This window comes from Mesorhizobium sp. M0496, from assembly GCF_040321205.1.
GTDB lineage: Bacteria > Pseudomonadota > Alphaproteobacteria > Rhizobiales > Rhizobiaceae > Mesorhizobium.
This window is the reverse complement of sequence record NZ_JAMYRC010000013.1, coordinates 62,473-77,835: the sequence shown is the minus strand read 5'-3', so window position 1 is coordinate 77,835 and position 15,363 is coordinate 62,473. Positions and strand designations below refer to the sequence as shown.

Annotated in this window: 15 protein-coding genes and 1 pseudogene; 13 read left to right on the top strand and 3 right to left on the bottom strand. The window is 62.4% G+C overall.

Annotated features, from left to right (window positions below):
- Positions 1-160: 160 nt before the first annotated feature.
- The 10 genes from NKI73_RS14230 (at position 161) to NKI73_RS14185 (ending at position 9,488) form a co-directional block, all read left to right on the top strand.
- A complete protein-coding gene (locus NKI73_RS14230) occupies positions 161-1,192 on the top strand; it encodes a LacI family DNA-binding transcriptional regulator (RefSeq protein ID WP_352630600.1) in 1,032 nt (343 codons plus the stop codon).
- Positions 1,193-1,772: 580 nt separating this feature from the next.
- Positions 1,773-2,714 (top strand): sugar ABC transporter substrate-binding protein, encoded by a 942-nt coding sequence (locus NKI73_RS14225; protein ID WP_352630598.1) that lies wholly within the window; start codon positions 1,773-1,775, stop codon positions 2,712-2,714.
- 100 nt (positions 2,715-2,814) lie between these two features.
- The gene (locus tag NKI73_RS14220; RefSeq protein WP_352630596.1) at positions 2,815-3,891 is read left to right on the top strand and encodes an ABC transporter permease; all 1,077 of its coding nucleotides are present in this window, start codon (positions 2,815-2,817) and stop codon (positions 3,889-3,891) included.
- A gap of 2 nt (positions 3,892-3,893) precedes the next feature.
- On the top strand, positions 3,894-4,661 hold the full coding sequence (locus NKI73_RS14215) for an ATP-binding cassette domain-containing protein (RefSeq protein ID WP_023761106.1): 768 nt from the start codon (positions 3,894-3,896) through the stop codon (positions 4,659-4,661).
- Between the two features lie 118 nt (positions 4,662-4,779).
- A complete protein-coding gene (gene iolG, locus NKI73_RS14210) occupies positions 4,780-5,781 on the top strand; it encodes an inositol 2-dehydrogenase (RefSeq protein ID WP_352630594.1) in 1,002 nt (333 codons plus the stop codon).
- Positions 5,782-5,804: 23 nt separating this feature from the next.
- On the top strand, positions 5,805-6,599 hold the full coding sequence (locus NKI73_RS14205) for an SDR family oxidoreductase (protein ID WP_352630593.1): 795 nt from the start codon (positions 5,805-5,807) through the stop codon (positions 6,597-6,599).
- Positions 6,600-6,807: 208 nt separating this feature from the next.
- Entirely contained in the window at positions 6,808-7,074 is a 267-nt protein-coding gene (locus tag NKI73_RS14200; RefSeq protein WP_352630592.1) for a type II toxin-antitoxin system Phd/YefM family antitoxin, read from the top strand.
- Positions 7,071-7,493 (top strand): type II toxin-antitoxin system VapC family toxin, encoded by a 423-nt coding sequence (locus NKI73_RS14195; RefSeq protein WP_352630591.1) that lies wholly within the window; start codon positions 7,071-7,073, stop codon positions 7,491-7,493. Before NKI73_RS14200 ends, NKI73_RS14195 begins: the two co-directional genes overlap by 4 nt.
- Positions 7,494-7,543: 50 nt before the next feature.
- Complete coding sequence (locus tag NKI73_RS14190; RefSeq protein ID WP_352630589.1) at positions 7,544-8,188, top strand: DUF6904 family protein; 645 nt, start codon at positions 7,544-7,546, stop codon at positions 8,186-8,188.
- Between the two features lie 208 nt (positions 8,189-8,396).
- Complete coding sequence (locus NKI73_RS14185; RefSeq protein WP_352630588.1) at positions 8,397-9,488, top strand: 3-deoxy-7-phosphoheptulonate synthase; 1,092 nt, start codon at positions 8,397-8,399, stop codon at positions 9,486-9,488.
- A 203-nt stretch (positions 9,489-9,691) separates the two neighbouring features.
- On the opposite strand, the gene NKI73_RS14180 is transcribed toward NKI73_RS14185, so the two are convergent.
- Positions 9,692-10,327, bottom strand: a complete 636-nt coding sequence (locus NKI73_RS14180; protein ID WP_352630587.1) for a LysE family translocator — start codon at positions 10,325-10,327, stop codon at positions 9,692-9,694.
- A 128-nt stretch (positions 10,328-10,455) separates the two neighbouring features.
- Between NKI73_RS14180 and NKI73_RS14175 the strand changes: the two genes are divergently transcribed.
- The gene (locus NKI73_RS14175; protein WP_352630585.1) at positions 10,456-11,151 is read left to right on the top strand and encodes a helix-turn-helix transcriptional regulator; all 696 of its coding nucleotides are present in this window, start codon (positions 10,456-10,458) and stop codon (positions 11,149-11,151) included.
- A gap of 209 nt (positions 11,152-11,360) precedes the next feature.
- Here the strand turns inward: NKI73_RS14175 and NKI73_RS14170 are convergent, their stop codons facing one another.
- The gene (locus NKI73_RS14170) at positions 11,361-12,470 is read right to left on the bottom strand and encodes a Gfo/Idh/MocA family protein (RefSeq protein WP_352630583.1); all 1,110 of its coding nucleotides are present in this window, start codon (positions 12,468-12,470) and stop codon (positions 11,361-11,363) included.
- Positions 12,471-12,625: 155 nt separating this feature from the next.
- Here NKI73_RS14170 and NKI73_RS14165 point away from each other — a divergent pair, with 155 nt between their 5' ends.
- Positions 12,626-13,471 (top strand): MurR/RpiR family transcriptional regulator, encoded by an 846-nt coding sequence (locus tag NKI73_RS14165; protein ID WP_352630711.1) that lies wholly within the window; start codon positions 12,626-12,628, stop codon positions 13,469-13,471.
- Here the strand turns inward: NKI73_RS14165 and NKI73_RS14160 are convergent.
- Complete coding sequence (locus NKI73_RS14160; RefSeq protein WP_352630709.1) at positions 13,468-14,358, bottom strand: AraC family transcriptional regulator; 891 nt, start codon at positions 14,356-14,358, stop codon at positions 13,468-13,470. The two genes, NKI73_RS14165 and NKI73_RS14160, sit on opposite strands and share 4 nt — an antisense overlap.
- 138 nt (positions 14,359-14,496) lie before the next feature.
- On the opposite strand from NKI73_RS14160, the pseudogene NKI73_RS14155 reads away from it, so the two are divergent.
- Positions 14,497-15,227, top strand: a pseudogene (locus NKI73_RS14155) (SDR family oxidoreductase).
- Positions 15,228-15,363: the final 136 nt, after the last annotated feature.

Sequence of the window (15,363 nt, the reverse complement as noted above, 5' to 3'; positions counted from 1 at the left end):
CTCCCTCGGCGAGGCATTCGCCAGGGCGAACGCCTGAAATCCATTGGCTTCGAGGCTGAAAAATAGCGCCAGACCATGATAGACTCAACATCACAAAGATAGTTTCTATCATTTCCTATCAGAATGATGTAGGAAAGCCCAACACTCCAATGAGGCAAGCATGGCGAAACGGCCGACCATATCAGACCTGGCGCGCATCTCCGGTGTCAGCGTGGCAACTGTCGATCGCGTGCTCAACAGCCGCCTGCCGGTGCGCGAGGACACGGCGCGCCGCGTCTACGAAGCGGCGACCGAGATCGGCTATCACGCGGCAGGCCTGATCAAGCAGCGGATGCGCCATGAATTGCCCGAGTACCGGCTCGGCTTCCTGCTGCTCAAGGGCAACTACGTCTTCTACAGCGAGTTCGCCCGCGAGCTTGAACTTGCCGTGTCGCGGTCGCCGCGTTTCCGCGGCGTCGCCATGATCGATTTCGCGGACTCGCTGGCCCCAGACGAAATCGTCGAGCGCGCGCGCAAGCTGGCGGCCAAGTGCCGGGCCGTGGCCCTGGTCGGGCCGGATCACCCGACACTGACGGTCGCCGTCGAGGAGATGAAGGCGAAAGGGTTGCCGGTGTTTTCCCTGCTGTCCGACTTCGCCGCCGGCATCCGCGAGGGCTATGTCGGGCTCGACAACCGCAAGGTCGGCCGCAGCGCGGCCTGGATGATCTCGAAGGCGGCGAAGCGGCCGGGCAAGGTCGCGTTGTTCGTCGGCAGCCACCGCTTCCATGGCCACGAATTGCGCGAGATCGGCTTTCGCTCGTTCTTTCGCGAACAGGCGCCGGAATTCACCTTGCTTGAAACGCTGGTCAATCTGGAAGCCAACGAGATTACCCAGGACACGCTGCTCGACCTGCTCGGCCGCCACCCCGATCTCGTCGGCTGCTATGTCGCCGGCGGCGGCATGGAAGGCGCGGTCGCGGCACTCAGGCAGGCAAAGCCGGCCGAGATGCCCGCGGTCATCTGCAACGAGATCAACGCGACATCGCGCTCCGCCTTGGCGGATGGCATCCTGACAATGGTGATCTCCACGCCGCTGGCAGCGCTGTGCCGCGAACTGGTCGACCTGATGGCGCACGCCATCGAGACGGGTGCCGCCAACGCGCCCGGCCAGACCTTCCTGCCGTTCGATATTTATTTGCCGGAGAACATTTAGGGCTCTGACGTTCCAGACTGGTGCAGAGGTCTGTGAGATGTCGGCGGGACAGCACCCCCCTCTGGCCTGCCGGCCATCTCCCCCGCAAGGAGGGAGATTGGCAGCTTCGGCGCTCCGCACACTCTTGCAACGGAGGAGATTGGCAAAAGCCGGGATGACAGCCGATCTCCCCCCTTGCGGGGGAGATGTCCGGCAGGACAGAGGGCGGTGGGAAGGATCGCGACAGAACGGCTTCATTCTATGCCACCGCATTCTTCGGTAGCGGTCACGGCACGGATCCAGGTCTGCGTCTCGTTTCGCGTTCGCTCCTTCCGCGGCAAGCGCCCCTCATCCGAAAATCGCGCATCCGGTTTTGGAATCTCCTTGACGCCTCAAGGCAAAATGGAATAAATATTTCACCAACTGTGTATTTTGGTTCTTTCGTTCCGGAACATCTGTTTCAAACAGAGGGCTTGGCGTTCCAGCAAACGGCAAGGCGTCACCCGGAACAGAAACGACAGCAGGGAGAGATTCCCCGGGGAGATCGGGGATTCCGGATAAATCGGTGAAACCGGACACCAGCATGTGGAGGAGAAAGACAATGAAGAAACTGATTTTGGGCGTCGCTTTCGCGGCGCTGATGAGTTCATCCGCTTTTGCCGCCAAGGTCGGCGTGTCGATGGCCAAGTTCGACGACAACTTCCTGACCGTGCTGCGCAACGGCATGATCGAGCAGGCCAAGGGCATGGATGGCGTCGAGCTGCAGGTCGAGGACGCGCAGAACGACGTCGCCAAGCAGCTCGACCAGATCAAGAATTTCGCCGCGTCGGGCGTCGACGCCATCATCGTCAACCCGGTCGACACCTCGGCCACGCAGGCGATGTCGGATGCAGCCGCCGCAGCCAAGATTCCGCTGGTTTACGTCAATCGCGAGCCGGTCAATGTCGACACACTGCCCGACAACCAGGCCTTCGTCGCCTCGAACGAGGCCGATTCCGGCACGCTCGAGACCAAGGAAGTCTGCCGCCTGTTCACGGAAGCCGGCAAGAAGGAAGCCAATGTCTATGTGATCATGGGCGAGCTCTCCAACCAGGCCGCCGTGCAGCGCACCAAGGATATCGAAGAGGTAATCGCCACGCCGGATTGCAGCTTCATCAAGATCATCGACAAGCAGACGTCGAACTGGAATCGCGACGAGGCGCAGAATCTGATGACCAACTGGCTGTCGACCGGCAAGCCATTCGATGGCGTCATCGCCAACAATGACGAAAGCGCCATCGGTGCCATCCAGGCGATGAAGGCCGCCAACATCGACATGAAGACGGTCGTGGTCGGCGGCGTCGATGCCACCCAGGACGCGCTTGCCGCCATGCAGGCGGGCGACCTCGACGCAACCGTGTTCCAGGATGCGGCCGGCCAGGGCGCCGGTGCGCTGGATGCGGCGCTTAAGCTCTCCAAGGGCGAGAAGGTCGAACACAAGGTCTACGTCCCCTTCCAGCTGGTGACGCCGGCGAACATCGACAAGTTCCTGAAGAAGAACTGAGCCGCACGCACACGGAGCGGCGCTCTCACAGCGCCGCTCCTCTTTCCCTCAGCGCCGGCAAGGCAGCAAGGGACGACCGCGGCTGACGGAGGATAGAAGATTGGCACAGACATCTCATGGCGTCGGCGGGGTCAGCTATGACGCGAAGAAGCGCACATGGCCGGCCGAATTCAATGTTTTCCTGGCGCTCATCATCCTCGTCGTCATCTTCGAATTGATCGGCCGCGTCTTTCTTGGCGACAGCTTCCTGTTCAACACCCGCAGCGACGTCAGCGCGATCTTCAACGAGGCACGGCTACAGATCATCATCCTGCAGGTGTCGATCGTCGGCATCATCGCCATCGGCGTGACGCAAGTGATCATCACCGGCGGCATCGACCTGTCCTCGGGTTCGATCGTCGGCGCGACCGCGATGATCGCCATGAGTTTTGCCCAGGTGGCGACCGTCAACGGCAATCCCAACCCCAAGGCGATGTTCCTGGCGCAAGGCTGGACCGATCTGCCCGTGATCGTGCCGGTGCTGGTCGCGATCGGCTGCGGCCTGCTGGCCGGCCTGGTCAACGGTGCCTTGATCGCCTACACGCGCATTCCGCCTTTCATCGCCACGCTCGGCATGATGGTGACCGCGCGCGGCATCGCCAAATGGTGGTCCAAGGGCCAGCCGATCTCGTTTCCCACCGAGGGTTTCGCGGCCATCGGCAAAGGCCTGATGCCCGTCATCATCTTCCTGTCGCTGGCGGTGCTGTTCCAGCTGATCATGACCTACACCAGGTACGGCAAGCATTGCTACGCGATCGGCTCCAACGAGGACGCCGCGCGCATGTCCGGCATCAAGATCGCCAACCACAAGATCCTCGTCTACGTCATCGCCGGTGTGCTTGCAGCACTTGCCGCCGTGGTATTGAGTTCCAAGAACCTGACCGCACAGTCCGGCATGGGCGTGATGTATGAACTCGACGCCATCGCCATGGCGGTCATCGGTGGCGTCTCGCTGTCAGGCGGCCGGGGCTCGATCATCGGCACGGTGATCGGCTCGCTGATCTTCGGCGTCATCATCTCCGGCTTCACCTTCCTGCGCCTCGACGCCTACTACCAGGAGATGGTCAAGGGCGTGATCATCGTCGGTGCGGTGGTTCTCGACCAGTGGCGCCAACGCCTGCGGGCAATGAGGGCATGATCATGTCAGACATCGTCCTGAAGACCGAAAACCTGACCAAGCGCTATGGCGGCGTGCACGCGCTCGAAGGCGCTAACTTCGAACTACGCAAGGGCGAGCATGTCGCCATCATGGGCGACAACGGCGCCGGCAAGTCGACCTTCGTGCGCCAGATCACCGGTGTCGAGCAGCGCACCAGCGGTCAGATCTGGTTCGACGGCAAGGAAGTGAACTTTACTGGTCCGATCGAGGCACGCGAGGCGGGCATCGAAACCGTGTTCCAGAACCTTGCGCTGGCCGACGATCTCGACGTGCCGTCGAATCTGTTCCTCGGCCGCGAAAAGGTGCTGTTCAATCTCGGCCCGTTCTCGATCCTCGACCGCAAATACATGCGCAAGGCGACCGAGGCGGCACTTGTCCGCACGGCGGTGAAGATCCCCAATCTGTCCAACACCATCCGCCACATGTCGGGCGGCCAGCGCCAGTGCGTGGCAATCGCCCGGACGGCGACCTTTGCCTCCAAGCTGATCATCATGGACGAGCCTACCGCCGCCCTTGGCGTGCAGGAGACGGCGCAGGTCGAAAACATCGTCCGCACGCTGAAGGACAATGGCGAGCCGCTGATCCTGATCAGCCACAACATGCGCCAGGTGTTCGACCTTTGCGACCGCATCGTCGTGTTCCGGCGCGGCCGCATCGTCGCCAATCTGCGCAAGGAGAACACCGACGGAAACGATATCGTCTCCTACATCACCGGCGCCAAGACCGGCGAGGCGGAACTCGCGGCCTAAACAGGGTAATCACCCTGTTTTTGGGGCGATATGCGTGCTTGAAATAACCTCGCCACCTTCCTCCTAAGGAAGGTGTGGACACAACTCTCTCTAACCCATCCCCCTAGAGGAAATACTCATGACTGTTCGCTTCGCCCTCCTCGGTGCCGGCCGCATCGGCAAGGTCCACGCCCGCGCCGTCGGCTCCAATCCGCAGGCCAAACTGGTTGCTGTCGCCGATGCGTTCGAGAAGGCGGCAACTGAACTGGCGAGCGCCTATGGTGCCGAAGTTCGCAGCATCGACGCCATCGAGAAATCCGGGGATATCGATGCCGTCGTCATCTGCACGCCGACTGACACCCATGCCGATCTGATCGAGCGCTTCGCCAAGGCAGGCAAGGCGATCTTCTGCGAGAAGCCGATCGATCTCAACGTCAAGCGCGTCGAGAAGTGCCTGGCCGTGGTCGAGAAGACCAAGGCGACGCTGATGGTCGGGTTCAACAGGCGCTTCGACCCGCATTTCGCCGCCGTGCGCAAGGCTATCGACGACGGCGCTATCGGCACCGTCGAGATGGTCACCATCACATCGCGCGATCCGGGTGCACCGCCGATCGACTACATCAAGCGCTCGGGCGGCATTTTTCGCGACATGACCATCCACGATTTCGACATGGCGCGCTTCCTGCTCGGCGAAGAGCCGGTGGCGGTCAGCGCCCATGCCTCGGTGCTGGTCGACAAGAAGATCGGCGCGGCCGGCGATTTCGACTCGGTCAGCGTCATCCTCGAAACCGCATCCGGCAAGCAGGCCGTCATCTCCAATTCGCGCCGCGCCACCTATGGCTACGACCAGCGCATCGAGGTGCACGGCTCGAAAGGCATGATCGCGGCCGAGAACCAGCGCCCGGTGTCGATCGAACTGGCCAACGAGAAGGGCTACACCCGCCCGCCGCTGCATGACTTCTTCATGACGCGCTATCTCGACGCCTATGCCAATGAAATCGCTGCCTTCATCGCAGCGGCGACGTCGGGCAAGAAGGCGGCACCAAGCGGCGCGGATGGTCTCGTGGCCCTGAAGCTGGCGGATGCGGCGCTGAAGTCGGCGACCACAGGCAAGACCGTTCGCTTGGACACGGCAAAGTAAGATATCCAGACAGGAGCAGAGCGATGAGCGCATTAGCCGATCGCAATTCAAAAACGCGCGCCATCGTCACCGGCGGTGCGCAAGGCATCGGCTTCGCCGTCGCCGAAGCGCTGGCCGACGAAGGCTGCCGGGCGCTGGCGCTCATCGGCCGCTCGCAGGAGAAGGGCGACAAAGCCGTTGCCCATTTCAGGAAATTGGGTGTCGACGCGATTTTCATCAGCGCCGACGTCTCTGATGTGGCCGACTGCAAGCGTGCGGTCGCCACCGCGATCTCGCATTTCGGCACCATCAACGCGCTGGTAAACGCCGCCGCGACGTCGGCGCGCGGCTCGCTGGTCGAAACGAGCGAAGAGCTTTTCGACCAGATCTTCGACACCAATGTGCGTGGGCCGTTTTTCCTGATGCAGGGCGTGGTGGCGCATCTGCTGGAGAAAAAAGCACCCGGCTCGATCGTCAACGTGTTGTCCATGTCGGCGCATTGCGGCCAGTCGTTCCTGACGGCCTATTCCACCAGCAAGGGCGCGCTGATGACGCTGACCAAGAATGTCGCCAATGCGCATCGACACAATCGCATCCGCAGCAACGCGGTGCTGCCCGGCTGGATGGACACCGAGGGCGAAGACATCGTCCAGAAGAAATGGCACGACGCGCCGGACGACTGGCTGGCAAAGGCCGAAGCCGCGCAGCCGATGGGCCAGTTGGTCAAGCCGGACCAGCTTGCCCGCCTGATCAGCTACATGGTGAGCCCGCAGTCGGGTGTGATGACCGGATCGCTGGTCGACTACGACCAGAGCATCGCCGGGTCGTCTCCGGAATAGCAGCAGGCAAGTCCAGCGGAAACGCCCAACACTTCGTCATCCACGGGCGGAGCAAGGAGCTTCGCTCCTGCTTCGCCCAGGGATGACGGAGTCGAGAGGCTTCGACCCATCCCCAATTGGCTACCATCGGTCAGCCCCCCGCGCCCTGTTGCCGCCGCATCGCCATTCCCATATAGTCAAGATAGTCAGACTGGTCATGGAGGTCGCAATGCTGTCTGCACCCAAAGAGAATACCAACTGGACGGTCGCCGGGGCAAAAGCCCGGCTCTCTGAGGTTATCGAGCGCGCGCAGTCTTCGCCGCAGACGATCACCAGAAACGGCAAACCAAGCGTGGTTGTCGTCTCGGCCGAGGAATGGCAGCGGAAGACCGCGCGCAAGGGTACGCTTTCGGAGTTCCTGTTGGAGTCGCCGCTGCGCGGCGCCGATCTCGACCTGGAGCGTCAGCGCGACGAACCGCGCGATCTGCCGCTGTGAGGCTGCTGCTCGACATGAATGTCCTGTCCGAGGTGACAAGGCCGGCGCCGGACGCACGCGTTCTGGACTGGCTGGACAGGCTCGATGAGGACCGCTCATTCATCAGCGTCGTGTCGATCGCCGAGATCCGGCGTGGCGTCGCCCTAATGGATGAGGGCCGGAAACGTGAGGCACTGGCCGAGTGGCTCGCTCGGGACCTGCCGCAGCGCTTCGAGCAGAGGGTCCTTCCGGTGGATGAACCAGTTGCCTTGGCCTGGGGCGACCTGATGGGCTTTGCGAAGCGCCACGGTCGCGGCCTGTCGTCGATGGACGGCCTGATCGCAGCCACGGCGATTGCGCGGGAACTCACCTTGGCAACGCGCAACACGAAGGATTTCGAAGGCTTTGGGATTGGACTCTTCGATCCCTGGACTGAATGAGCCGCTCGGTGCAGCATGTCTAGAAAGCCGGCTGAGACAGGAGGGTGCGTTTGCTTTCATATCGCTTACTGAAAAATCACGCCGGCATTCTACTGGTTGGTGACTATACATCTCTTCAATGGCTCCACACGGTCGTGCATGAGGTCAATGACCGATCGCCGCTTATTAAGGACAGGGAAGGCCTGTTCTTAAATCTAGCCTACGATGTCCGGAAGGCCTACGAACGCCAACGCGAGATTCTACACCCGCCCTCAGATCATGAGGAAATGGGCATCCGTTATGGTGTCCAGGCGCTGTGGCCCGTTATTCTTCTTCAGCAAAGGATGCTGAGGGTATCGCTGGCGTATCTCGAACACACCGCAAAAACCCAGGCCATTGTCTATGCTCTGGAAGCCGTAATCGAGGAGGCTCTCAAGGAGGATTTCGCAGCGCTTGGCGCTGAAGCAGTCGCGCATTGGCAGCGGCTGGATCCAGCATACCGCAATGTTTTCGATGGTCTCTGGAGCCGTACCGCAATTTTCTGCTCATGGTCAAAATCCGAGCGGAGGCGGCATTTTCTGGACCTACTATCCAGTTTCGAACCCCTGTACGAAACCCTCTACACATACCGCCTTCAACGTGGCGAGAAGAATCTTCTGTCACCTGGAGACCTTCTGGAGTGGGATAACGTCGAATGGCCTGATCCGCGCTGGTAGGCCAATCAAGCACGTGACAAGCGCTTCCGCTTCGACTATATGAGCCGCATGATCAACCTGACCGCCACGTATTGGTACTTTAGGAGCTCGCTGGCGGCGGGAGGATTGCGCTCGATCTGAAGATTGCAGCAACAAGATCCAAACAGCCGCCATACCTGGCGGCTTTTTTGTTTCAGCCGGCAGGTTCCCCAAACAGGAGCAGAAAGCCGTGTTGACCACCACAGATGATCTTCGGGTCAAGGAAATCAGGGAATTGAGTACGCCGGACCAGGTGATGCGGGAAATACCGCGCACGCTGACGGCGACGCGCACCGTCAGCGCTTCACGTAACGCCATCCACGCTATCTTGAACGGCACCGACGATCGGCTGCTGGTCGTCGTCGGCCCGTGTTCTATCCACGATCCGGTCGCCGCCGTGGACTATGCCAGCCGTCTGGCGGCGCTGCGCGAGAGCCTGTCGGACCGGCTGGAGATCGTGATGCGGGTCTATTTCGAAAAGCCGCGCACGACGGTCGGCTGGAAAGGCCTGATCAACGATCCCGACCTCGACGGCAGCTTCAACATCGACAAGGGACTGCGGATGGCGCGCAACGTGCTCTCCGCCGTCAACAATCTCGGCCTGCCGGCGGCGACCGAATTCCTCGACATGACCACGCCGCAATACATTGCCGACCTCGTTGCCTGGGGCGCGATCGGCGCGCGCACCACCGAGAGCCAGATCCACCGCGAGCTTGCCTCCGGCCTGTCCTGCCCGGTCGGCTTCAAGAACGGCACCGACGGCAATCTGCGGATCGCCGCCGAGGCCGTCAAATCCGCCGCCCAGCCGCATCATTTCATGGCGGTGACCAAGGGCGGGCGCAGCGGCATTGCGACGACCACCGGCAATGAGGACTGCCACGTCATCCTGCGCGGCGGCGTTGCGCCGAATTATGACGCGGCCAGCGTCGAGGCCGCCTCAGTGGAGCTTGCCCGCATCGGTGTCGCGCCCCGTTTGATGATCGATGTCAGCCACGCCAATTCAGCCAAGAAGCCCGAGAACCAGCCCAAGGTGGCGGCCGATGTCGCGGGTCAGGTCGCGGCGGGGGACGAGCGCATAATCGGCGTGATGATCGAGAGCAATCTCGTCGCCGGCCGGCAGGATGTCGTGCCCGGCAAGCCGCTGGTCTATGGCCAGAGCATCACCGATGGCTGCATCGACTGGGCGACCACCGAGACGGTGCTGCACGGCCTTGCCCGCGCCGTCGAGTGGCGCCGTTCAGCGCGCCGCGCCATGATCGACAGCCGCCAGGGGGCTGCCTGAGCCACTATTGCCGGCCTTTGCCCGGCACGGACCCCCACCCCTAACCCCTCCCCACAAGGGGGAGGGAGACTCCAGTCGGCGCTGACAACGGCAAACTGCCGACGTTTCAGGCGCCAAAAGGATCGAATTGGAGTGCGCGGCAGCGTTCCCTCCCCCTTGTGGGGAGGGTTAGGGTGGGGTCCTCTTCGCAAGAAATCCATATCCTACCCTGCTCTCAGTCCTTCCCATGCCGTGAATACCGAGACCGCAACCAGCAGCAGTCCGGCCGCTCGGCCGGCAAAGGCGGTCGCCCGGGGGTTGGCGACCAGGAGATTTCGGCTGCGGCCGGCAGTGATGGCGAGCCCGCCATAGACGGCAAATTGCATGGCGATCGTCATCAATCCCATGATGGAAGCCTGCATCCAGATCGGACCGTAGGCCGGCTTCAGAAATTGCGGATAGACCGCGAAGACGAAGAGATAGGCCTTCGGATTGATCAGGCAGATCACCAGCCCCTGGCGAAACGCCTTCCATGCCGAGCGGCTGCCGGCTGGCCCCTCGTCGCCAACCTTGATCGAGCTGCGCATCAGCGTCAGGCCGATAAAAGCCATGTAGGCGGCGCCGGCAATCAGCAGCGGATTGTAGAGAATCGGCACGAAATGCATCAGCAGCCCGACGCCGAGCGCGCCGTTCAGCGTATGCACCATGCCGCCCAGCATAATGCCGCCGGTCGCGGCAAGTCCCCTGTTGCCGCCACCGGTCAGTGCATTGGCAAGCACGAACAGCATATCCATGCCGGGCACGATGATGATGCCGAAGAGGAGGAGACAGAAGAGCCAGAGATTTCCCGCGTAGTCCATGTCAGTTGCCCGTCGCCTCGCCCGGCCAGGCCGCAGCGGAATGTATTGATTCTCAATTCGATAGGCGCTCCTATAGGTCAGCCCAACTGACGATGGTGTGTCAGTTGCGATCGGAATCCGGGTGAAAAATGCGCAAGGCGTCACGCCTGTTCGAGATTATCCAGATCGTGCGGCTGGCGCGGCAGCCGGTGACGGCGGCAACGATTGCCGGGCGGCTGGAAGTGACGGTGCGCTCGATCTACCGCGACATCGCAGCACTGCAGGCGATGCGCGTGCCGATCGAGGGCGGGCGTGGCATCGGCTATATACTGCGCCCCGGCTTCGACCTGCCGCCGCTGATGTTTTCGATCGAGGAGATGGAGGCGATCGTGTTGTCACTGGCGCTGCTGGAGCGCACCGGGGACAGCGAGCTCAAGCAGGCGGCCAAGCGCGTCAGCGCCAAGATCGCCGGTGCGGTGCCGCCGCCCTTGCGCCAGGCGTTCGACGCCAATGCGCTGCATGCATGGGGATTTGCCGCACCCTCGACCGGTGCGATCGATCTGGCGCTGGTGCGTCGCGCCATCCGCGACGAGGAAAAGCTCGACCTCTCCTATCGCGACGAAATGGGCCGCGCCTCCGAGCGACTCGTCCGCCCGATCGCCCTGATATACTACGCCGAAACCGCCAATATCGTCGCCTGGTGCGAGCTGCGCCAGGCGATCCGCAATTTCCGCAGCGACCGGATCGAAGATTGCCAGGCGACGGGACTACGGTTCAAGGGCGAGGGCGACCGGTTGCGGCAGGTCTGGGTCAACGGCTGGGAGACTCCGGCCGCCGGCGGCTGAGGTGACCGCAGATACTTGGCGTGGTGCTTACCTTGGCAGGTCGCATGCCTTGGGGATTGGTCGAAACGCCCGTTGCTTCGTCATCCTGGGGCGAAGCGTCAGGGAGGCGTCGGCCAATCGCGAATGTCTGCGACGGGTCACCAAATGAATGGTGAAATCTTGTCTGCCGAGAGTCGGCAACCTACCCCGTCTCGACGAACTACGTGGCTCTACCGCACATCGACCCAGCGCTTTTCCTCGAAGGAGCGCGCCATCGCGTGCACCGTGCGCTCGATCTCCAGCCCTTCGGCAAATTCGATGAGCCGCGCCGGTTTGCCGGCAAGCCGCGTCAGCAGTTCGTGACATTCGATGATCTTGAGATCGTTGAAGCCGAGGCCATGGCCCGGCGCCGGAACGAAGAGGTCATAGGGCTTGTGGTGCGGCGCCACCAAGATGGTGCGGTAGCCCTGTTCGGTCGGGCGGTCGGCGGTGAGATAGAGCTGGAATTCGTTCGATCGTTCCTGGTCGAACAGGATCGACCCCTTCGAGCCGAAGATCTGGACGGCAATACGGCCCTTGCGGCCCCAGGCCGAGCGGTTCACAAGCAGCGTGCCGGCAATGCCGTTCTCCAGATGCATGAGCACGCTGGCGATGTCGTAGGTCTCGACCGCGCGACGGCCGCCACTGGCCACCTTGCGGTCGGCATAGGGCTTGGCCATGTCGCAGATGACGCTGGCGACGCGGCCAAACAGGGCGGAAACCAGCGACAGCGGGTGCACGGCGAAATCGTCGAGCGCGCCGTAGCCGGAAGCGGCTTCGTGCTTCCAGAAAAACAGCGCCTCGGGATCGGCCATGAAATCCTCATCCATCTCGATGCGCAGATGGTTGACCTCGCCGATGATCTTCTCATCGAGCAGCGCGCCGATGTGACGGATCGCCGGGCTCTGGATGTAGTTGTAACCAAGGGCCGCGACCTTGCCGGACTTTTTCGCCGCGGCCGCCATCGCTTCGGCCTCAGTGAAGCTTGGCGCCATCGGCTTTTCGCACCACAGATGCTTGCCCGCCTCGAGGATGGCGATGGCCATTTCCGGATGGAACTGGTTGGGCGTGGTCAGCGAGACGATATCGACCTCCGGGTCGTTGACGACGGCGCGCCAGTCGCCGGACGCCTTGGCGAAGCCGAACTCGCCCGCCTTGCGCCTGGCGAGGTCCTCGTTGACCTCGCCGAGATGGACAAGCCGTGGCTTGGCGACATCGGGAAAGACGGCGCCGACGGCACTCCATGCGATGGCGTGACATTTGCCCATGAAACCCGTGCCGATGAGACCGACGCCGACCATTTCCGTTTCTCCACTGCCTGAAGCGTTGCGTGGATGAATTAGTCCATTTTATCTTGGAATGGAACGTCTGCCTCATTTTTTATGGCGTTCTTGCGCAGGTTCACTATGATGAGGCACAGAGGGACGCTTCACGCATGAGCTTGGACAGGGCGACGATGGACGAACGGGTACCTCGCGACTTCGAGACGCTGCGCGCAACGATCCTCGATCGGCGCGAAAGCCTGCCGAAGCGCATCGCCCAGATCGCCGCCTATGCGCTCGACAATCCCGACGACATTGCCTTCGGCACCGCCGCCAGCATCGCCGCTTCGGCCGGCGTGCAGCCTTCGACCTTGATCCGTTTTGCCCAGCAGCTCGGCTTCGACGGTTTCACCAGCCTGCAGCAGGTGTTTCGCGAGCGGCTGCGCGAGCGCAACTCATCCTATGATGAAAGGCTGCAAGCCTTGCGCGCCAAGGCCGAGGGCGCCGCCGGCCACCGGGCGATCTTCGACGGCTTCGTCGCCGCCGCCTCCACCTCGCTCAACGACATCTCACGCACGCTGGACGACACGCATCTGGAAGATGCGATTTCGTTGCTGGCGAAGGCCGAGACCATCTATGTGCTGGCCAAGCGCCGCTCCTATCCGGTGGCGTCCTACATCGCCTATGCGCTGGGCAAGCTGAAGATCCGCAACCAGCTGATCGAATCAGCCGCCGGCCTGAATGCCGAGATGATCGCCTTCGCCACGCCGGCGGACGCCGTCATCGCCATCTCATTCTCGCCCTATGCGCCGGCCACCATCGAAGAGGCGCGCAGCATTTCGGAACAGGGCGTGCCGATCGTCGCCATCACCGACAGCTCGTTTTCGCCGCTCGCCCAGTTCGCCAAGGTCTGGTTCGAGGTTGCCGAGGCCGATTTTGCCGGCTTCCGCTCGCTATCGGCAACGATGGCGCTGGCCATGGCGCTGACCGTCGGCGTCGGCGAGAAGCGACGCGACACAGGCCGCAAGCGCAAAATTTAGAGGACCTCTACAGACGCCTCGCCTGCCGCCAAAAGCTGGGCTGCGTCGCGCGCGGGCGGCGATCCGAACTGGCGGGCATACTCCCGGCTGAACTGGGAAGCGCTCTCGTAGCCGACGGCGAAGGCGACGCTTGCAACATTGCCTGGCTGGGCAGCCAGCAGTTGGCGCGCCTCCAGCAGCCGGATCTGTTTCTGATACTGGATCGGGCTCATGGCCGTCGCCGCCTTGAAGTGGCGGTAGAATGCAGCGTTGCTCATATGGGCGATTTCGGCCAGATCGCTGACCCGGACCGGCTGATGGCAATGTGCGCGGATCCAGGCGATCGCCTGGCCAATCCGGGACAGATGGCCGTCGGCGCGCGCAAGCTGGCGAAGCTTTGCGCCCTGGGGGCCTTGCAGCAGCCGAAACAGCATCTCGCGTTCGAGCATGGCCGACAGCACGGGAATCTCCCCTGGCCGGTCGAGCAGCCGCATTATTCGCCGCAATGCGTCGAGCAGGTCTTCATTGACGGGCGAGGTGGAGAAACTGTCGCCGCCGAGCGCCGGTTCGTGCTCGACGAGGAGGGCGGCGACGGCCTGCAGGTCGAGGGCGAAGCCGATTGCCAGGTAGGGATGCTTGGCGCTCGCTTCGACCAACTGGCTGATGGTGGGTGTGTCGACTGTGTAGATGAAATAGCTGGCGGGATTGTAGCGAAGGGTCCGGTCTCCGATCAGAACCGTTTTCGCGCCCTGCAGCACAAACAGGATTCCCGACCCCCATACCCCCGCCATCGGCGCCGTGGCGACTTCGCTGCGGCCGATCGAAACGCGGGGGATCGCCGTTGTCGTTCGTCGCCCGCGCGCATGACGGCCGGCGATTTCGATCAGCTCCTGCAATGCCTCGCTCATGATGTCAGCTTCGCGCATCCACGGGGGCCGCGCAACCCATATGAGAGGATTAGGCAAGAGCCGGAGAGTTTTCGGCGCGCGGCGTTTCCTACAGGGCGTCATCTCTTGGTCTTCGACAGGAAGAGATGGAGAACCCAAATGACGAGATCGAAAACCGCTGTGGTGACGGGTGCCAACAAGGGCATCGGCCACGAAATCGCCCGACGGCTGGCGACGATGGGCTTCAAGGTGTGGCTTGGCGCCAGGAATGCCGAACGTGGCATGGCGGCAGCGCAGGAATTGCGCGCCGAAGGTCTGGACGTGCAATGGCTCGAGCTGGATGTCACACAGGACGAAAGCGTGGCGGCTGCGGCCAAGACTGTCGGGACGGAAAGCCCTTGTCTCGACGTGCTGGTGAACAATGCCGGCATCGCCATCAACTACGAGCTGCCGCCGAGCCAGCAGCATCTTGCCGATGTCAGGGCCACCTATGACGTCAATGTCTTCGGACCGATCCGCGTGACCCAAGCCTTCCTGCCGCTGCTGCTTGCAGCGCCGGCCGCCCGCATCGTGATGGTGAGCAGTTCCACGGGATCCATTGGGCGCGCGCTCGATTCCGGGACGCCGAACCAATCGGTCAACCTGATGGGTTATGGCAGTTCCAAGACGGCCCTGAATGCCATCACCGTCGCCTTCGCCCGCGAACTCGCGCCACAAGGCATCAAGGTCAATGCAGCGGCGCCCGGCTATACCGCCACCGACCTGAATGGATTTAGAGAGGCCACCGCACCGTGCAGCAGGCGGCCGAGATCGTCATACGCTTGGCGACCTTGGACGCCGATGGTCCGAACGCCGGGTACTTCAACGACGATGGCCCGCTTCCGTGGTGAACTGGGCAGACCCGCCAAAATCTCTTCCCGCACGCGACGGCCTAATGGTACTTTTCACGGAAGGAATGCTCATTCCATATTGACTATGGATTGGAATTATTATTTCATATTCCCGGCGCCACGCTGCCGCTCGCGC